The following is an 18829-nucleotide window of genomic DNA, read 5'->3' on the forward strand; positions in this document are numbered from 1 at the left end:
TGACATGCCACTCAGCGATCGCCTCGGCGGCGACCTTCCGCGCCGCCCTGTCAGCCTCGAACTGGACGACATCCAGGCCACAGTGCTGCGATATCGCCCGGAGCCGTACTACGGGACGCACATCATGCTGCACGTCAGCGATCCGCGCGGCGGGCGTGAGGTGCTGCGGCGGCTCGCACCGCACGTCGGCTCCGCCGCCGACTGGTGGCGGGGGGACGACACCTGGATCGCCGTGGCCATCAGCCATACGGGCATGGTGGCCATCGGCACCCCGGAGCCCTCGCTCCAGAGCTTCCCGGAGGCGTTCCGCCAAGGGATGGCAGCGCGGGCTGATCAGCTACGGGACCATGGCGCAAACGATCCACGTTACTGGGACTCACCCTTCGGCAGCGGCCGAATTCACCTGTGGATCAGCATCTTCAGCGACACCGAGGCGCGCTGGCACGCCGCCATGGAGACGGCGCGGCAGCAGTACCAGGGGCTGTCGGGGGTCAGTGTGCTCGAGATGCACGACTTCGGTGCCCAGCCGGGCGATCTCAACCCCCTCGGCTACAAGGACGGGATCGGTCAGCCCGCCATCGAGGGCGGTGGCATCGCGCCTCTGCCCGGCCAGGGGCGCCCGATCAAGGCGGGCGAGTTCGTCCTCGGCTACCCGGGCGAAGCGGGCGTCCCGCTGCCGATGCCGCACCCCGACGTGCTGGGGCGCAACGGCACCTTCGTGGGCATACGCAAGTACCAGTCGCGAGTGGGAGCGTTCAACCGGTTCCTCCAGGCGAACGCGCGGAGCGAGGAGGAGCGGGAACTCCTCGCGGCGAAGCTGATCGGGCGCTGGCGCAGCGGCTCGCCGTTGACCCTGACGCCTGGGCAGGACGATCCCAAGCTCGGCGCCGATCCACTGCGCAACGACGACTTCACCTACGCCGATGATCCCCGGGGCCTCCGGGTTCCCCTGGGCAGCCACATGCGGCGCATGAACCCGCGCGACACGCGAATGGCGCAACTCGCCGACGTGAACCTGCACCGCATCGTCCGGCGCAGCACCGGCTACGGCGCGCCGTACGACCCGAACGCGACGTCCGATGCCGCCGACGAAGTGCCGCGTGGCATCTACTTCATCTTCCTGAGCGCCAAGGCGATGGCGACCATGGAGTTCCTGCAGCAGGAGTGGATCAACAGCGGCAACTTCATGGACCTGGGGCCCGAGCGCGACCCGAACGTGGGGCTGCAGGAAGAGGGCGCCGTCTTCACCATTCCGAAGGAGCCGGTGAGACATCGCGTCCACGGCATCGAGACCTTCAATGTGCTGAGAGGCGGCGAGTACCTCTTTCTGCCAGGCTTGACGGCGCTGCGGTGGCTCGCGGAGCAACAGGGAGGACACGCCTGACGACGGCGGCTCCGGTTCCGGACGAGACGCACGCGGTCACTGGGAAATGATGCGTTGGACCAGGTCCGGAGTCCATTCCACGTATTCCACTTCCGGCCCTCCGACATGACGTGCGTACAAGTAGCGTCCTGTGGGGGCTGGCGTGGCAGCCTCGGTGATCACGGCTCCGCCGGCGATCAGGGTCTCTGTCAGATCATCCAGGTCGGCGACGACGACCGTCGCGGAGGCGTGCATGTGCTTCGCGCGCTCCTCTGGAGGACCGGCGAACAAGAGGAAGTCACCGATGCCCACCAATTCCACCTCACCGTCCGTGAAACGAAGGTCGGGCTCCGCAGAACCGGTCAGCTGCTGGAGCAAGGGAAGGGCCTGCTCGACGCTGTCCGCGTAGAGGCGGGCGTATGTCTTGAGAATGCTCATTGCGCTCCCTGTAAGGAGGTCCGAACCGGTCATTGCTCTGCGTCGCGGACCACGAGTGCGATCTGCACCCGGTTCTCGACCGCCAGCTTGATGAACAGGTTGGTTGTGTGGGCCTTGACGGTCGCGACGCTGATGCGCAGTCGCTCGGCGATCTCCGGGTTGCCGAGGCCGTCCGCGATGGCCCGGGCGGTGTCGAGTTCTCGTCCGGTCAGCGCGGACAGCTGTTGCCGCGCGGCTTCGCGGGACGAGCGGCGAGCCTCGGAGGACTGCGGCCCGGTGGCCGCGGCGATCACGCGTGCCGTGGCCGCCGGGGACAGCACGGGGTTCCCGTCCGCGACGGTCCGCACCGCGTCGAGGATCCGCGCCGGTGGGGTGTCCTTCAGGACGAACCCGAGGGCTCCGGCGCGGAGCGCGCCGAGCACCAGGTCGTCGGAGTCGAAGGTGGTCAGCATGAGCGCCCCGGGTGGCGCGGGCCGGGTGAGGAGTTCCCGGGTCGTGCTGAGGCCGTCACGGCCGGGCATCCGGATGTCCATCAGCACGACGTCCGGCCGCTGCTCGTCCACCACGGTGATCGCGGCGTCTCCGTCGGCCGCTTCCGCGACGACGGTCAGGTCCGGCTCGCCGTCGATGACGAGTCGTAGTGCAAGGCGCACCAGTTGTTCGTCGTCGACGATGACGACACGCACCGGCTCCCGCTCGCTCTCCACTCAGCTTCTCTTTTCGTGGTCGTGGTTCGGCCAGGGTAGATGCGCGGTGAGGAGGTATCCGCCGTCAGATGTCGGGTGGTTGTTGAGTTTCCCGTCGGCGAGGGTGATGCGTTCGGCGAGGCCGAGCAGGCCGAACCCTGATGCCGGAGGGTGGGCGGTCGCGGTGGTGGCCGGGGAGTTGCGGACGCTTACGTGCAGTCCGTCGCCGACCGCTCCTTCGACGGTGATGTGTACGTGGGCGCCTGGGGCGTGTTTGGCGGCGTTGGTCAGTCCTTCCTGGATGACCCGGTAGCAGGTTCGTCCCACGACGTCGGACGGTTCTCCCGTCACGGTGGTGGTGAGCGTGACGTCCAGTCCGGAGGTACGGGCGTCGGTCACCAGCTCCGGGATGCGGTCGAGTGAGGGCTGTGGCGGTTCCGGGCGGCCCGGGTCGGCGCGGAGCACACCGAGGACGTCCCGTAGCTCTTCCAGCGCTTGGTGGGAACCGTCGGCGATGCCACGGATCAGCGTGCGGTTCTCCTCAGTGGGCAGGTCACCGCGGTGGTCGAGGACTCCCGCCTGCATGGCGACCAGGGAGATCCGGTGCGCGAGCACGTCGTGCATCTCCCGGGCGATTCGGTTCCGTTCCAGGGCCCGTGCCTGCTCCGCCCGTGCGGTCTGTTCCCGTTCGGCGCTCTCCGCCCGCTCCCGCAAGGACCGCACCTCGACGCGCCGTGCGCAGATGGCCACGCCGATAGCCACCGCGATGCCCGCGCTCAGTGCCGGGAGTGCGAGTTGAAGCGGTAGCGAGCCGGGCGGGGTCTTGATCGGGTAGAGCACGAGGGCGAGTTGGGACGCGGCCACGTAGACGAGCGCGACAACTGCGATCTCCACCGGACGGCGACGCGTGGAGATGGAGCACAGGGCCAGCAGGGCGGCACCGATGGCGAGCGTCGACAGGCCCGCGGCGATGGCGACCGCCAGGGCGACGGCGAGCGGGAAACGTCGTCGCCACAGGAGCGCCGTCAGGCAGCCGAGAGCCACCAGCGGATCACCGGTGACCAACCAGGAACACGTGTCGGACGCACACCCCCGCGGCAGCGCTGCACTGGTGGAAACCCAGAAGGGAATGCCCAGTGCCGCGGCCGCCACCAGCCGCCATGTCTGCTGCCACCCTCCGAGCCGTGGCGCGACGTCCGTGTTCATGCCGATCATTGTCGCGAAACCGCGCGGCCGGTGCACCAGACCTGGGGACACTCCCGCCCTCGTCCTGAGTCGGAGCACCCCTTCGACTTTGGTCGAAGGCGGCCCGAGCCGCTGGGTCGATGTGCCGGTGTCGCCGGATGGGCAGACTTGATCTCGTCACGCAACGGCTACGGTGCGTGACCTCGTGCGCCCCTCTCGACCGCGTACGCCCCCTCAGGAGGACACCAGATGCGCAAGACCTTGTCCCTCGCCCTCGCCGCCACCGCGGTCGCGGCGGCCACGATTTCGGGAGCGTCGGCGGCGACTCCGGACACGGTGACGGCCGCGCCGGACTCCCCCGCCCCGGACTCCCTGCAGTGGGGCCCGTGCCCGAAGAAGGCCGCATCGCGGAACGCCGACGCGGCCCGTCTCGAGTGCGCGACGCTCGACGTCCCGCTGGACTACCGCGATCCCGACGGTCGGCAGATCGAGATTGCCGTCTCCCGCCTGGCGAGCAAGGACCCTTCGAAGCGCCGCGGTGTGCTGCTGACCAACCCGGGCGGCCCCGGTGTCTCCGGGCTCGACTACCCGGCCCAGCTAGCCGACGCCGGGCCACCGAAGGACGTCCTCGACTCCTACGACGTGATCGGCTTCGACCCGCGTGGCGCCGGCCGCAGCACGCCGGTCACCTGCGATCTGACACCGCAGCAGCAGGCACGCGGCAACTTCCCGCCGTACGCGCACACCGCGGCCGACGTCACCAAGGAAGCGTCGTACGCGCGGACCATCGCCGAACAGTGCGCCACGTCGCGGACGGCGTGGATGCTGCCGCACACCACCACCGCGAACACCGCGCGCGACATGGACCGGATCCGGGCGGCGCTCGGCGAGCCGAAAGCCTCCTACCTCGGTGCCTCCTACGGCAGCTACCTCGGCGCGGTGTACACGACGATGTTCCCCAAGCGCAGCGACCGGATCGTGCTCGACAGCAACATGGGCCCCGGCGGCTACGACCTGGCGAACTTCCGCCTGCTCGGCCGCGGGATGGAGGACCGGTTCCCGGACTTCGCGGCGTACGCGGCCGCGCACCCCGACTACGGCCTGGGCACCACACCGAAGCAGGTGACCGCCAAGTTCTTCGAACTCGTGAAGCGCCTTGACGCCGAACCGGTCGGCGACGTCGACGGGACCGTGTTGCGCGGACTGACCTTCGAGAGCCTCTACATCGAGGGCCTCCTGCCCCGCCTTGCCAAGGATTGGCAGGCGTTGGACCAGGGCAAACCGCTGACGACTCCGCCGCCGCAGATCTCGGAGAACTTCCTGGCCAGTCACTTCTACGTGACCTGCGGCGACTCGCGTTGGCCCGGCAAGGTCCTCGACTACCAGCGCAATGCCGCGATCGACCGGCTGAAGTACCCGATGCTCGGCGGGAGCACCGGCAACATCAAGCCCTGCGCGTACTGGCCGGACAGCCGGGTCGAGCCGCCGGTAAAGATCGGTGACCGCGGCCCGTCGAACGTACTGATGGTGCAGAACGAACGCGACCCGGGAACTCCCCTGGTCGGCGCCATGAAGACGCGCCGGGCATTCGGAGACCGGGCCACGATGGTGACCGCCGACCAGGGCGGCCACGGCGTCTACCCGTTCGGCCGCAACACGTGCGCGAACAACACGGTGACAGCGTTCCTGACCACGGGACAGCGCCCCGCCGAGGACCTCGCCTGCGCGGCCGAGCCGAACAAGTAAGCCGAACAAGTAACGGGAGCGGACACATGATCAAGGAGTGGCGGCACCGCCGTGCCCTACAGCGGGTCATGCCAGGAGACGGGCGGGAGTTGAAGCGATTCCGCTGGTGGCAGTCGACCTTCCGCGCGCTGTTCCACCTGCGGCTGACGGGCCACGACGGCCGCACAACGGTCTACGCCGTCGACGTCAGGCACTGGCAGAACCAGTCGTCCGGCAACGTCAAGGCCCACCTGTACCTCGACGGCAGGCTGCACGCCGAGTCCAAGCTCCCCGCCGTCTTCCCCGTCCCTGGCGGCACCGTAGACGTGCGGATGAGCGGATTCGGCCTCAAACGCTGCCACTACGTCACCGACGCGGGCGACGAGTTCCAGCTGGTCCCGGACCCCGACTCCGCCGAGGGCCGCCGGGCGCGCCTCGACCGCGCGCACCCCGCGCTGAGCCGCACGATCAGTCTCCTCTCGCTGTGCGTACTCGTCGCCGCCCTCGCCGTCCTCGTCCCACAACTCGCCGAACAGCTCACCAAGCCCGAGGAAATCGCCCAGCGCATCGGGACCTTCACCTCGCCCATCGACGTACCGAAGTGGGGGTACTTCGCGATCGGCGTCGCCACCTTGGCGGCCAGCACAGAACGGGCATTGCGGCTGCGCCACAGCCGCCTCCTTGACGGCGCAGCGGGCTGATCCGCTCCCCCCCCATTACCGTTCTCGTAGTCCCGCAACGGGACTACCGGCCTTCGGAGTTGGCATGACTACCTCCCCTTGTCGAGTGCATGGCCGGGGGGTGGTGTCACCGGCTCCGAAGGCACTGACAGACCGCTGATTAGAGGCATGACCACCGGCCTTTCCCCAGGTCGGGAGGCTCTTCGTAATGTGGATGTGGCGATCAGTGCCGTGGCGAGGCCGGGTGAACAGCACCGAAGGAACCACGACGTGATCGACATCAGCGACATCGACGTCTTCCTCGGCCTGGACGTCGGCAAGGGCGAACACCACGCCACCGCTGTCACATCGGCCGGGAAGAAGGCCCTCGACAAACGCCTGCCCAACAGCGAACCCAAGCTCCGCGAGGTCTTCACGAAACTCCAGGCCAAGCACGGCATCGTGCTTGTGGTCGTCGACCAGCCGGCCTCCATCGGAGCCCTGCCGCTGGCCGTTGCCCGAGCCGTCGGCTGCCAGGTCGCCTATCTGCCCGGACTGACGATGCGGCGGATCGCCGACCTCTATCCGGGCGAAGCCAAGACCGATGCCCGCGACGCGTTCATCATCGCCGACGCCGCCAGGGCGATGCCGCACACGCTTCGCTCCATCGAGCTGGACGACGAGACCGTCGCCGAGCTGGAGATGCTCGTCGGGTTCGACGACGACCTGGTCGCTGAGGCCAACCGGCTCTCCAACCGGCTCCGCGGCCTGTTCACGCAGGTCCACCCGCACCTGGAGCGGGTGCTCGGCCCGCGCATGCAGCACCCGGCCGTCCTGGTCCTGCTGGAGAGGTTGGGCTCGCCCGCCCAGATCCGCCAGACCGGACGCCGCAAGGTCACCCACCTGCTGCGGCCCAAGGCTCCGCGGATGGCGGCCCGTCTGACCGAGGACGTCTTCACCGCGCTCGACGAACAGACCGTCGTCGTCCCGGGCACCGAGGCGGCCGCACTGATCGTTCCCAGCCTCGCCCGGTCCCTGACCGCCGTGCTCGACCAGCGCCGTCTGCTGGAGAAACGACTCGACGAGCTGCTGGAGACACACCCTCTTTCCCAGGTCCTGACGTCGATGCCCGGCGTCGGCGTCAGGACCGCGGCCCGCCTCCTCATCGACGTCGGCGACGGCACCAGGTTCCCCTCAGCCGCCCACCTCGCCGCCTATGCGGGACTCGCGCCGACGACCCGCAGCTCGGGCTCCTCGATCCGCGGCGAACAGCAGTCCAGGAGAGGGAACAAGCAGCTCAAGCGGGCTTTCTTCCTCTCCGCGTTCGCCGCCCTGTCCGATCCCGCCTCCCGCACCTACTACGACAAGAAGATCAAGGAAGGCAAGCATCACACCCAGGCCCTCCTCTGCCTCGCCCGACGCCGAGCCGACGTGCTCTTCGCGATGCTCCGCGACGGGACCTTCTACCAACCACCAACCCCCGTTGCCCCTTGACCGAAGTCATAGAGGCACCCCCCCGAGCCCTGGCACCAGGTGTCAGTCACGCGCCGTGGGGACCGTGAACGACAGGGGCCGCTCGGTCAGCTTCTTCTTCGTGTACAGCTTCAGGTAGGTGTCGAGGTACGGCGCGCGCTTGCCTTCGGTGGCCTGGTCGTCCGAGGGGTCGTCGACGGAGAACTGGAGGCGTGCGTCCCCCACCTTGATGCGGTCGCCGGTCGGGGTGTCGATCCACGCACCGTCGTAGATAGTGCCGACCTCGACAGCCAGGGAGTGCCCGGCCGCAAGGCGCCAGTCGGTCGACTTGAGGTCCACGGCCACGCGTCCAGAGGGACCCGCGAGGGCCACCTGCTGGTCGAACATGACGGCGGAGCCGTCCGGTGCGACGTCGTACAGCTTGACCATGACGTTGTCGCTGCCCTCGGTGTCCATCTCGATCCGGGGCGTGCCGGTGATGCGGACGTCGCGCTCGATGGGGTGGGACCAGGGAGTGGCTCCGCCCATCCGGCAGCTCAGCGTCGCGGAGCCCCCGACAGAGCTGATGGAGCGATACGGCACGGAGAACCTCCCCGACCCCGGCTAGTCGCCTGGAGCTCCTGCCACGATCACCTGACGGGCGAAACGTAGTGCGCCTGTGACTCCCCCGCACACCCGCGTTACGCGTCGGGTTTGCGGACGAACTCCAACTTCTTCGCCGTATTGCCCATGGACAGGATGCCGGAGTCGGAAAGGGCGTACCCGCGGGCGCCGGTGGGAGCCATGCCGCAGGGCTCCACCGACCCGCGCCGGTAGAGCGGCCTGGAGATCAGACCGGTGTCGTCCACGAACACCAGGATCTCCCTCCACGTGCAGCGTTTCTGACGGGAGTTGTCCCAGCCCTTGACGAAGATGCCCCCGGTCTTCGCCTGCTCGATGGTGACCTGGGCCGTCGGGTTCTTCTCCTCACCCTTGGGCACCCACTGCCCCACGTATTTCTGGGGCACGGGCGCGTCGCCGGCCCGGGCCTTGAAGAGGACAGCCTTGTACTGGCCGTTGTCGGTGGCGAAGTTGAGGTTGCCGTCCTTACGGGTCTTCAGGGTGTACGACGGCAGATACTCACACGTGCCGCTGCCGAAGGCGTTCTCGTTACGGGCGTTCCCCAGGGAAACCGAGTCCTTGGAGGCCTTCTTCGGTTCCTTGTTCACCACGCAGAGCGAGGTGCCGGTCAGGAAGAAGGACCTGGCGACCGTTCGGTGCTGCTCGTCCTTCTTGAACTCGACACGTACGCGCGTGTCGCTCAACGGCACGCCCTCCCACGCCCCGAGGAAGTTCTTCGGCACGGCCACTGCCGCCGGGGTGGTCCCTGCGCCGCCACCCGCACCATCGGTCGTACTGCCGTTGCCACCCAGGAGTTCACCGCGAAAGGTACGCCGGCGGCGAGAACCAGCACCACACCGGCAGCGCCGAGGAATCGAGCTCGTTTGAACCGTGACTGCGCGGGCGGGGCACTCGGCTGTGCCGGGCGGCCGTCGGACGTCGGGGCGTCCGCCGAAACAACCACCGGCACGTCCGGCTGTACCTGCTGACACGCATCCACCGGAGTGTCCGGATGCATGTCGGCCGACGCATCCAATGGAGCCTCCACTGGCACGTCCGGCTGCGTATCCACAGGCACGCTCACCGCATGTCCCTGCGAATCCAGGTCCAGCAACCAGGCCGCATGCCTTCCCAGTTGCTCAAGCACCTCTCCCGGCAGCCACGGCCGCACCTGCCCGGCGACGGTGCGGGCCACAAGCTCGGTAGGCGTGGGCCGTTCCTCGGGCGCCTTCTCCAGGCACTGCCGTACGAGCCCGAGAACATCCTCCGGCACGCCCTCCAGGTCCGGCTCCTCCTCGGTCACCCGGAGCAACTGCGCGTGCAGCCCGATCGATTGGCCGCCGAACGGGGCCGCCCTGTCGCCGCGTACGCGATGACGGCACCGAGGCTGAACACGTCGCTCTGCGGGCCGACTTCGAGCCCCCGCGCCTGCTCGGGCGACATGAAGGCGGGCGAGCCGACGACGACGCCGGTGCGGGTACGGAAGCCGTTGCCGGAATTGGCGTGGAAGGCGCGGGCGATGCCGAAGTCGATGACGCGGGGGCCGTCGACGGTGACCAGGACATTGGACGGCTTCAGGTCCCGGTGCACGAGACCGGCGTCGTGGATGGCCTCCAGGGCGAGCGCGAGCCGGTTCGCGAGGGTGCGCAGGGAACGCTCGGGCAGCGGGCCGTAGTCGTCGGCGACGACGGTCTGCAGGTCGGGACCCGGTACGTAGCCGGTGGCGACCCAGGGCGTCGCGGCACTCGTGTCGAAATCCAGGACCGGCGCGGTCCAGTCACCGCCCACGCGCCGCGCGGCGTCGACCTCCCGCGCGAACCGCTGCTGGAAGTCGTCCTGCCCGGCGAACTCGGCCCGCACGACCTTCACAGCGACGGTCCGCCCGCCTTCGGACCGCGCGAGGTACACCCGGCCCATACCCCCTTCTCCGAGCACCCCGAGAAGTCGATAGGGCCCGATCACCCGCGGATCGTCTGGGCTCAGAAGGTTCATGTAAGGACGATACTCAGGGGAAGATGGGCGCGGTGAGCACGGCTTACCTTCGGTACTTGGCATTTGGCTCGTCCCTGACTCAAAACGCACGCTGTTGGCCGAGTTGCGGCGGACGAAGGTATCCACCCGCAGGGACGTACGACCGTGGTTGACCGGACCCGCATCGAGCAGGCGACGGCTGCCTCCGCACTCCTGACCGCGAGGCTTGCCCGCACCGGCACGCGGTCGAGAACCGGATCGCCCTGCTCAAGTAGGCCCACGCGGTCGCGACCCGCATCGACAAACCCACCGCCCGCTACGAAGCTGCCGCCCAACTCCCCCTGATGCACCCACCAGAGGTCCAGCGACACCGAGGTGACATCGTCCTCGCCGCTCACCGTGGCCGGGGACAGTGGCGCATGAAGACCTCGCGTTCCCCTGCAGCCGCGTCACGGAAGGGCAGCCGGTACGCCTCCCGGAGCGACCTGCCGGCCGTGACCAAGGCCCGAGCCGAGCGCCGCACGAACCGCTGCGCCCAGACGAAGCCGCCAGCCGCGTGACCACGGCACTGCGGCAGGACTACTTCAGACTGAACACCATCGACGACCTCATCGAGCCGAGGCCGCTGCCCTACTGCGCGGGCGGGCCGAAGTCGCCCTGTCGCCAGATGGCCTCGAGTGTGACGCTTTGGAACCGCCATCCAAACGAGGTACGGACCGCGACACCTGCCAGCACGCCACCGGCAAGGAACAGGTTGTTGTCGTCCGCTGTGCTGTCGTCCTTCAGGACGGTGTGCGTGACGTGGGTGTTGGCCTGGAACGTGGCCCGGTCGTCATCGGTGTCGACGAGCGTGTTGGTGAAGAGGTGCTGCGTGGGCCCGAAGGGCCTCATTACGTCTTTGTGGAAGTCGTCCATGCCTTCGAGACCGTGATGGCCGCCCGGGGGAAGCTGGATCTCACTGTCCGGCACGAACAGCGTCGGCAACATCGCGGTGAAGGAGCGGTCGTCAAACACCTTCGCATACCTGTCCACAAGTTCACGGATCGCGGCGCGGTCGGTCAGGCTCATCAGTGCCAGTGCTTGATCTTCGGGTGTCATCATGCAGCAGATATTAGCCAACACATAACGATTCATCCGTAAAGGGGCAGTCCGTTCGATATTGCCACGTGACCGACGAACTGAACACGTTGCCCGCCGCCCCGCATGTAAAGGTCGACGACGAGCTTGAGACAGAGCGGTGGATGGGCTGTTCGCCGCAGTCGAGCAACGCGGAGCTGGTCGCCCTCGTGGCCACACAGGCACTGCTGGGCCTCTCCTCCGAGGCCCGCCGCCGGCTTCGGTACGCGCACAGGCATCTGGCGACGATGTTCCCGCACCTGCCGCAGCAGTCCGGCACAACCACAAAGCGGGCGCACCCGCCACGCCCCCTAATCGCCTACGACCACGGAACATCGGACTCACTCGCCTAGGCGCTCTTGCCGCTGATGGTGTCCAGGAACCGGCAGAAATCCCCCTCCGCCCAGTGCTCCACGGACTGCAAACCCTCAACACGGTCGATGGAGATGCCGGTGAGGTGAACCTCCAGGCCGGACGGCGGGATGCCGAGGACCGATCCCGTGTGCACACCACCCATGCGTCACGCGTGTTGGGCTCCTTGCCCGTCAGAAACTCCGCAATCGCTCCTTGTCGACCCCTGGCCGGTCCGACACGTCGGTCTGTCCCTGGCCGAGGGAGGGCGCCGAGCGGCATTGCCAGCGACATGGGAAGTTGCCTCCAGGTGGATTCGGCATTCCCGGTAGCGTGTCCATCTGCCGCATGGGGTGTCCATGTGTCCGGCCGACCCGTGCGGAGGGCATTCGGCGGAGAGCGATGAGGGTGCAATGAGTGAACTGACGAAGCCCGAGGTCGACGTTCCGGAAGGTGACGCTCCTACCGAGTTGACCATCCGAGAGTTGGTCGTCGGGGACGGGGTCGAGGTGAAGCCGGGCATGGTGGTCAGGGTCCACTACGTCGGGGTGGCCTTCGAGTCCGGGAAGGAGTTCGACACCTCCTGGGACCGGGGCCAGCCGTTCAAGTTCGCCCTGGGCAGTGGCAGGGTCATCAAGGGCTGGGACCGGGGGGTGCGGGGGATGAAGGTCGGTGGCCGACGCGAGATCATCATTCCCCCGCGTCTCGGCTACGGCAATCAGTCGCCATCACCGTTGATCCCGGCGGGCTCGACCCTCGTCTTCGTGGTGGACCTGCTTGACTCGTATTCCAGCACAGCCGGGTGGAGCAACGCCTAGCCCCCTGCGTACTTTGGTATCGAAGGCGTCTGACGCTTCGTGGACGGCCTTTTATCTCTCCTTTCGGCAGGCCGTCTCGGCCGCACCGGCACGGAAGAGACCGCCGAATCCTTCTCAGACGCTCCTCCAGAACCCGCTGAGAGTGGCCGCGCCTGACGACACGCTCCCGTCGATGACCACCGCACGGATTCCCTGCGGGTGTTCCCGCATCAGGGTCAGGTCGACGCTGGCGACCGCCGGGGTGCACTGACAGGCCGTGGCGGAGGTTGGCGCGGGTCAGCACCAACTTCGAGGAGAACTCCCCGCGCTGGGGGGGGAGGGTCAGTCGGCCTCGAGGGAACTCTGCCGCCCACACCCTCGGCACCAGGGACGCGCATCGCCCTCGCTGCCCCCCCAAGGGAAGGGGAGCCGGGTCGCTGCCGCAGCAGCGGCCCGCACTGCGCCCCTGGCGCCTTGTCATCAGCCCTTCAAATCCGCCAACCGACCAAAAGATTCACATCTCGGCCGTGCGACCCCAATGAAGCTACTGGCACAGCAGGCAGCCCATGGCGCCGATGACCGTTAGAAGATCACTGAAAATGTTGCGGGTTCCGGCTCCGGAACTTGTGGTCCGGGGCCAGTCTGGTGGGCATGCAGGGCGCATGGGCCGCGGGGAGCCGGGCCTGATGCGCGGGAGACCTCCCGGGAGTTGATCCCGCCGGGTGGCGTCTCTTCCTGGCCGAGCACCGCGAAGTGCTCTTCCCGGCGGTGATGTTCGCCGAGATGTATCCGTCGTCCAACGGGCGGCCGTCCATGCCGCCGCAGGTGCTGGCCGCCGCTGTGGTGCTACAGAGCCTGCACGGCCTGTCGGACTTCGAGACAGTCCGGGAACTGCGCTGCGACCTGCGATGGAAGGCCGCCTGCGGGCTCGGCTTGCTGGATACGGCCTTCGACCCGTCGCTGCCGACGTACTGCCGGCGCCACCTGCAGCGTTCCACGGCATCGGACCGGCTGTTCACCAAGATCAAAGAGACCGTGGCGGCCCCTGGCACGCTCAAGGGGAAACACCGGCGGGCCCTGGACTCGACCGTCTTCGAAGACGCGGTGGCCACCCAGGACACCGCCACCCAGCTGATCGCGGCCATCCGGGCCGTGGCCCGCGAAGTCCCCGGCGCCCGCGAGGCCATCGCCGAGTACTGCACCGTCCACGACTATGCCGTCCCGGGCAAACTGAAGATGGCCTGGAACGACGAGGCGGCCCGTGTCGCCTTGGTCGACGCGCTGGTCAGCGACGCCCACCGGGTACTGGGGCAGCTGCCCCAGCAGAACCTGGGTGAGAAGGCGGCGAACGCGGTCGGCATCCTGGCTCTGGTCGCCGGGCGAGACGTCGAACCGGCTGATGATTCTGGCAGGAGTTGCCAGACGACATCGTTGACCAAGACGTACCGAACACCTGAGAACACCTACGGGGCCCCACCACAGTTCCACGGTAGGACCCCGCAGTCGTCACCTCGAGTCAGCGAGTTCGCGCCACGCCAAGGCTGTCGACCCCGTCACGTCGACAATGCAGCCGGCGCCTCCAAAATGACCTGCACCCTCGACGGGAACTGAGCATCATCCACCATCACCGAACTGTGCATTGAGCCCCGGATTCCTCGAAACTGCATTCGCACGTGTTCATTTGGATCATGGATGACCAACCAGCCGGACGGACAAGGGAGTTCGTCCTCGAAGAGCTTCACAGGCAGCACAGCAGGTGGAGAAGAAGTCCAAACTTCACATTCGACCGGCCCGTCCACACCAGGTCGGACACCGAAAATGATGGAACTGCCTTCTCTATACCAATTACTGGTTGCCGGATCCCAGTCCGCGACGTCATTTTCGCTACTCACGTCCTGCAAGATCAGGCATCCGTGTTCGATTTTCGCCCGGAAGGAAGCGACTGGGCTAGCTACCATGACTTCTTACTCTTCCCTTGCGAGAGCTGCGACACCACGCCACCTTGCCTTCTGACGCGAACCAGACAGTGCGGATATGCCGTCTGAGGAGAACCGGGGGCACAAGACTGGTCGAAGGCTGGTGATCCGGGATCCAATCTCCAGACGATGCATCTGGGGTTTTGGCACTACAAGTGTGACAGCCGCGCGCCGCCACCCTTGTTTGCCAGATCCCGAACCCCGGGCGCTCCGAAATCACCATTGACCCGAGCTACTCCCTCGCGGGCACGCGGCCCAGCCCCCAGAGTCAAATCGCACTTCTGCCCCGGTGTTGCATTGTGGACAGGAATCGGAGTTTCGCCTGCCCGCACATAGTACGTGTGCAGGCCCAAGCGCGAGCATCACGCCCCGGCCGTCCATCGTCCTCGACGGGAGTTCCGATGGTCACGCCGTCCACGGTCCGGACGACCAACTGGTCCGCGGCGCCGCCCTGGAGGACGGGCGCACACCACAAGGGGCGAGCAGACGCAGGGTTCACTTGTCGATGGGCGTGCGTATCGGCGCCCGTGGGGATCGATGTGCCCCTGTCCATACAAGATCAATTGCCGCTGGACGGTTGGAACGTGCCTGGGGGCGTGAGGTTCTGGGCGCCGAAATCAGCAGCCCAGGCACCGAACGAAATCCCGTACCCCGGAACGATGCTGACGAATTGCTGACCGTCCCCACCTCAGAACACAGCTGACCTGCACCGATGTCTGCCCAGCCAGGATTGTGGTGGAACTTCGTCGGCCGTACGCAGGCGGAGATCGAGCAGGCGCGGGAGGACTGGATGACGGGCGCCCGCTTCGGAGAGGTGAAGGGGTACGACGAGGGGCCGCTGGCTGCGCCTTCCCTGCCTTCCGTGCCGTTGAAGCCTCGGGGGCGGGTGCGCTGATCTGGGGTTGCGGCGAGGCGGCGATGCGGGGCGACGGACGAGAACGAGCACGGCGGCACCGCTCTCCCCCCTCCACGCAGACCGCCCCCGCTTGCCCGCCGGACGCCCCCTGCTCCCCCGATCGCGATTCCATTCTGCGGGCGGGTGTGACTGCCTCTGGGCGGACTCATGCTGACCTGATGCCGACTTTCCTGACAGCTCGCCAGGTGCCATTTCGGGGCCGTTGCTGCTGGTCACAGGGCCTGGGAGGTTCCCGCGGGAGCACCAGGTCGATTTGCGGGAGGTAGGACAAGACCGAAGAAGGGTCCTCAGCCACGCCGCCCCAGGCCGGTGCCGACGCCCCGGCCTTCCTACCTCGGGCGAAAAACACGGTGTCGACCTCATCCACCGCATCGGCGACGACGTTTCATGCTGGGCATGCAATGAGCTTTTTCCAGCTCCAAGTTGAGCTGGCCAGATGGAGAGTGAGGACGGCCTGGACGAGTCTCGTGATTCGGGTTGTCGAGCAGCGGGGATTGCGTAGGAGTCGCCAGGACTTGAGGGTGGCGATGGCTTGCTCGACCAGTGCTCGGACTCTCGCGCGGGACCGGTTGACGGCTTGCTGACCGGCGGAGAGGCTGTCCCATCGGCCACGGCAGGGAAGACGGACGCTGTCGCCTGCGCCCTGGTAGCCCTTGTCCGCCCAGCAGTTGATGCCGGCCGGGCGAGGGCGTCGATGACGCCGTGTTCACGTGCGGCCCGGACGTCATGGACAGCGCCGGCCAGGGCCGGTGAAGACCAGAGCGGGCGTCCTTTGGGGGCGGCTATGACCTGCACGTTCACGCCGTGCTTCCTGTGTTTGCCCGAGTAGAAAGGCTGGTCGGCAGCGATGCGGTCGATGGGCAGAAGCGTCCCGTCGGGCGGCCAGGAGCTCGACTGCCTCGGCGATGTACCGGTAGGCGGTGGTGGTGCCGATCCCGAAACCGGCTGCGAGCTGGGCATAGGGCTGGCCGTCGCGGAGGTGGGCGAGGGCGAGGAGGGCCTGTCGGCCTGCGTTCAGGCGCCGCCATCGGGTGCCGATGGTACGACGATGCTTCCTCAGGCGGTCGGCGAGGAAGCGGAGGGCAGAGCTGGACACGTTGCCCCCGGACGGGTACACAAACATGCGAGGCCTCTGGTAGAGACGGTCCTCTTGGCAGTAAACCGACTTACCAGGGGTTTCACCTGTCTGTCACGCCAACCACCGGAGCGGCTCGGCAGGTTGGGGAGAGACCACCTGCCCAGCCGCTCGTTGGCGGCACCGGTTCCTTCGAAGCCGCTTTCCCACCGGGCCCGTCCCTGGGACGACGAACATGCGGTCGCCTGCGGCTACCGCACGCCTCTTGCGGGCCCCGCCCCGTATACCCGTTGGACCCTGGCACACGATCACGGAACCAGTCAGCTCTGGTCCGTTCCCGGGAACGGAGTGGACTGCAGGCGTTGCATCCACAGGGAGCTCAGGTACTGGCCGTTCTTCACGGCGTACTCGTGGAAGGTTCCGATTTCGGTGAAGCCGAACTTGCGGTGCAGGGCCAGCGACACGTCGTTCGGCAGGGCGATGCCGGCGAGGGCGACATGCACCGGTTCGTCGGCCAGAGCGCCGAAGAGCGCACGGTAGAGGGCGGTTCCCAGCCCCCGTGCTCTGCTGTCCTCGCCGAGTCCGATGCTCACCTCGACCGTTTCCCGGAAAGCGTCCTGGTCGCGGTAGCGCTGGCTGCAGGCATGACCGAGAACCTGGTTGCCGCGCCGGGCGACGAGCATCCGGTACGGACCCGTCTCCGCGAACTGAGCGAACCAGTCCCGCCGCTCCTCCAGGCGATGCGGTCTGGTGGCGAACCGGGCGTGCGAGGTGGCGGCCGTGTGATTCTGGATGGCGACGATCCCGGGCAGATCATCCGTAATCGCGGGGACGAGTTCAACAGCGGCCTCGTAGATCTCGTGCACGAGAGGCTCCTCACCTCACGGGGGATGTCATACCGGCACGCTATGGCCGCCGTCGGCCACACAGAACCCCATGATCCGAAGGCACTGGTCATAGGCTGCACCTATGGCCCTGGAACTCGCGGACCTGCGTGTCTTCGTCACTGCCGCATCCGTCGGCTCGCTGTCCGCCGCAGCACGTGAGCTGCGCGTCGCGCAACCGTCCGTCAGCGAGCGGCTGCGCCGACTGGAACGGCTCGTCGGTCAGCCACTACTCGACCGCTCCAGCCGAGGAGTGTCGCTGACGCCCGCGGGGGAACGGCTGCTGCCCCACGCGGAACGGTGTCTGGATCTGGCGGCCCGAGCCCTGGACATTGCACGGGAGGACGACACCCAGGGCACCCTGCACGTGACCACCCACGCCAGCTACGCACCGCTGGCCGTCCCCTTCGTCATCGGTGCCCTGCAGCCGCTCAGATACGCCGTCGTGGTCGACGACCAGCACAGCCAGGACGCACTCCAGCGGGTGGCCTCGGGCGCGACCGACATCGCCATCACACTGCCGATGCCGCACGCTCACGAGGTACGGCTGCACACGTTCCGCAGTGAGCCGGTCATCGCGGTCTGTCACCCGGACCACCCGCTCACGGCGGGCCCCTGCGACACGGCAAGGCTGAGCGGCCACCCCCTCGCCGTGAACCTCTGGGGCAGCGGTGCGCAGCTCTTTCACGAACTGCTCCTGGACGCCCCCACCCGCGCGCATCAGCTCTACCGCATCAGTTCCGCCGAGACGGCAGCCGATCTCGCGCGCTCCGGGCAGGCCGTCGCCGTCCTCACCCGCGCCACGGTCGAACGTGACCTCGCCGCCCGCGCCCTGGTCGAACTCGACGTGAGCGACATGCCCGAATGGCACGTCCACCTCATGGCAGCCCACCACCGCGAACGCGCCGCCGAGCCCGCCATCGCTGCCGTGATCAACGCCCTGGGCCACCCCACGTCCTGACCCACCGCACCCACGGACACCACCACGCGGGAAACGCCCCGTCCCCACGCATCACCAGCCTCGTCCAAGCCGTCCTCACTCTGCACCTGACCAGCTCTGACTGAAGTTGGAAAAGGCTCACTGGCTCGGTTCGGACCCGCCACGACACGAACACGATGCCCACGGGCCACTCGCTACGACAAGACCGCCGCCAAGAGCCCCCGGTGTGATCGTGAGTTGGCCGAGGCGCGACTTGGTCATCGCCCAGACGCAGAGCACGATGCCGGTCAGGAAGGGTTCAGAGGCTCCGTCAGGCCGGTCCCGTCCGACGCGGGGGGCACTCGGTGATGATCGCGGCGGGCTGAGCAGCTCTCCGCGGCGCGGACGCCGCGCAGCCACGGTCATGATTCAGGCACAGAGTCCGGCGTCAAGAACCTTGGCAGCCTTGCCAATGGATCCGGGCGTGAGGTGCCGGGTCCTCCACCTTGCCGTAGACGCCGATGTACGGGAGACGCTCCGCCTTTCGATGCCCCCAGCCGGGCGCGGCTCGCCCGCCCTCCTGAGCAGACTCTTCCGCGACCACCACGACCCGATGATGAGCCCCGCCGCCCCCGCTGGCCGGCGGGGGCGGCGGGACCTGCCCGTGCGGGGTCTGGGGCGGCTGGCCGTACGGG

Annotated in this window: 16 protein-coding genes and 3 pseudogenes; 9 read left to right on the forward strand and 10 right to left on the reverse strand. The window is 67.7% G+C overall.

Going from position 1 to position 18829, the window contains the following annotated elements:
• Positions 1 to 4 precede the first annotated feature (4 nt).
• Positions 5 to 1384: a Dyp-type peroxidase gene (locus CP970_RS01675; protein WP_055545259.1), complete on the forward strand. Its 1380-nt coding sequence runs from the start codon at positions 5 to 7 to the stop codon at positions 1382 to 1384.
• A 36-nt stretch (positions 1385 to 1420) separates the two neighbouring features.
• On the opposite strand, the gene CP970_RS01680 is transcribed toward CP970_RS01675, so the two are convergent.
• Genes CP970_RS01680 through CP970_RS01690 form a run of 3 tightly spaced genes read right to left on the reverse strand, consistent with a single transcriptional unit; the run spans position 1421 to position 3693 of the window.
• Positions 1421 to 1801, reverse strand: a complete 381-nt coding sequence (locus CP970_RS01680) for a hypothetical protein (protein ID WP_055545260.1) — start codon at positions 1799 to 1801, stop codon at positions 1421 to 1423.
• 29 nt (positions 1802 to 1830) lie between these two features.
• Complete coding sequence (locus CP970_RS01685) at positions 1831 to 2508, reverse strand: response regulator transcription factor (RefSeq protein ID WP_055545261.1); 678 nt, start codon at positions 2506 to 2508, stop codon at positions 1831 to 1833.
• Positions 2509 to 3693: a sensor histidine kinase gene (locus CP970_RS01690; protein ID WP_055545262.1), complete on the reverse strand. Its 1185-nt coding sequence runs from the start codon at positions 3691 to 3693 to the stop codon at positions 2509 to 2511.
• A 228-nt stretch (positions 3694 to 3921) separates the two neighbouring features.
• On the opposite strand from CP970_RS01690, the gene CP970_RS01695 reads away from it, so the two are divergent.
• From CP970_RS01695 to CP970_RS01705, 3 genes are all read left to right on the forward strand, one after another.
• The gene (locus CP970_RS01695; protein ID WP_055545263.1) at positions 3922 to 5418 is read left to right on the forward strand and encodes an alpha/beta hydrolase; all 1497 of its coding nucleotides are present in this window, start codon (positions 3922 to 3924) and stop codon (positions 5416 to 5418) included.
• Positions 5419 to 5444: 26 nt separating this feature from the next.
• Positions 5445 to 6098: a hypothetical protein gene (locus tag CP970_RS01700; RefSeq protein WP_055545264.1), complete on the forward strand. Its 654-nt coding sequence runs from the start codon at positions 5445 to 5447 to the stop codon at positions 6096 to 6098.
• Positions 6099 to 6347: 249 nt separating this feature from the next.
• Complete coding sequence (locus CP970_RS01705) at positions 6348 to 7550, forward strand: IS110 family RNA-guided transposase (protein ID WP_107099142.1); 1203 nt, start codon at positions 6348 to 6350, stop codon at positions 7548 to 7550.
• A gap of 42 nt (positions 7551 to 7592) precedes the next feature.
• Here CP970_RS01705 and CP970_RS01710 read toward each other — a convergent pair whose 3' ends face one another.
• The 4 genes from CP970_RS01710 to CP970_RS43965 form a co-directional block, all read right to left on the reverse strand.
• Positions 7593 to 8111: a CocE/NonD family hydrolase C-terminal non-catalytic domain-containing protein gene (locus CP970_RS01710; protein ID WP_398654418.1), complete on the reverse strand. Its 519-nt coding sequence runs from the start codon at positions 8109 to 8111 to the stop codon at positions 7593 to 7595.
• A gap of 98 nt (positions 8112 to 8209) precedes the next feature.
• The gene (locus tag CP970_RS01715; protein ID WP_150492862.1) at positions 8210 to 8878 is read right to left on the reverse strand and encodes a hypothetical protein; all 669 of its coding nucleotides are present in this window, start codon (positions 8876 to 8878) and stop codon (positions 8210 to 8212) included.
• A 550-nt stretch (positions 8879 to 9428) separates the two neighbouring features.
• The gene (locus CP970_RS01720) at positions 9429 to 10121 is read right to left on the reverse strand and encodes a serine/threonine-protein kinase (protein WP_398654420.1); all 693 of its coding nucleotides are present in this window, start codon (positions 10119 to 10121) and stop codon (positions 9429 to 9431) included.
• Positions 10122 to 10730: 609 nt separating this feature from the next.
• On the reverse strand, positions 10731 to 11201 hold the full coding sequence (locus CP970_RS43965) for a nuclear transport factor 2 family protein (RefSeq protein ID WP_157877812.1): 471 nt from the start codon (positions 11199 to 11201) through the stop codon (positions 10731 to 10733).
• Between the two features lie 65 nt (positions 11202 to 11266).
• On the opposite strand from CP970_RS43965, the gene CP970_RS43970 reads away from it, so the two are divergent.
• Positions 11267 to 11569, forward strand: coding sequence for a hypothetical protein (locus CP970_RS43970; RefSeq protein ID WP_191094861.1), 303 nt, complete (start codon positions 11267 to 11269; stop codon positions 11567 to 11569).
• On the opposite strand, the gene CP970_RS43975 is transcribed toward CP970_RS43970, so the two are convergent.
• Positions 11566 to 11733: a nuclear transport factor 2 family protein gene (locus tag CP970_RS43975; protein ID WP_157877811.1), complete on the reverse strand. Its 168-nt coding sequence runs from the start codon at positions 11731 to 11733 to the stop codon at positions 11566 to 11568. The genes CP970_RS43970 and CP970_RS43975 overlap by 4 nt on opposite strands.
• A 247-nt stretch (positions 11734 to 11980) precedes the next feature.
• On the opposite strand from CP970_RS43975, the gene CP970_RS01730 reads away from it, so the two are divergent.
• The 3 genes and pseudogenes from CP970_RS01730 to CP970_RS01745 form a co-directional block, all read left to right on the forward strand.
• A complete protein-coding gene (locus CP970_RS01730; protein WP_055554475.1) occupies positions 11981 to 12385 on the forward strand; it encodes an FKBP-type peptidyl-prolyl cis-trans isomerase in 405 nt (134 codons plus the stop codon).
• A 711-nt stretch (positions 12386 to 13096) separates the two neighbouring features.
• Positions 13097 to 13771 (forward strand): annotated as a pseudogene (locus CP970_RS01735) (transposase); the annotation flags it as partial.
• A gap of 1305 nt (positions 13772 to 15076) precedes the next feature.
• A pseudogene (locus CP970_RS01745) lies at positions 15077 to 15235 on the forward strand (pirin family protein); the annotation flags it as partial.
• A gap of 406 nt (positions 15236 to 15641) precedes the next feature.
• On the opposite strand, the pseudogene CP970_RS01750 reads toward CP970_RS01745, so the two are convergent.
• Positions 15642 to 16379 (reverse strand): annotated as a pseudogene (locus tag CP970_RS01750) (transposase family protein).
• A 272-nt stretch (positions 16380 to 16651) separates the two neighbouring features.
• Positions 16652 to 17197: a GNAT family N-acetyltransferase gene (locus CP970_RS01755; RefSeq protein WP_055546455.1), complete on the reverse strand. Its 546-nt coding sequence runs from the start codon at positions 17195 to 17197 to the stop codon at positions 16652 to 16654.
• Positions 17198 to 17300: 103 nt separating this feature from the next.
• Here CP970_RS01755 and CP970_RS01760 point away from each other — a divergent pair, with 103 nt between their 5' ends.
• On the forward strand, positions 17301 to 18176 hold the full coding sequence (locus tag CP970_RS01760; RefSeq protein WP_055546453.1) for a LysR family transcriptional regulator: 876 nt from the start codon (positions 17301 to 17303) through the stop codon (positions 18174 to 18176).
• The last annotated feature ends 653 nt before the right edge of the window (positions 18177 to 18829 follow it).

It is taken from the genome of Streptomyces kanamyceticus (assembly GCF_008704495.1).
GTDB lineage: Bacteria > Actinomycetota > Actinomycetes > Streptomycetales > Streptomycetaceae > Streptomyces > Streptomyces kanamyceticus.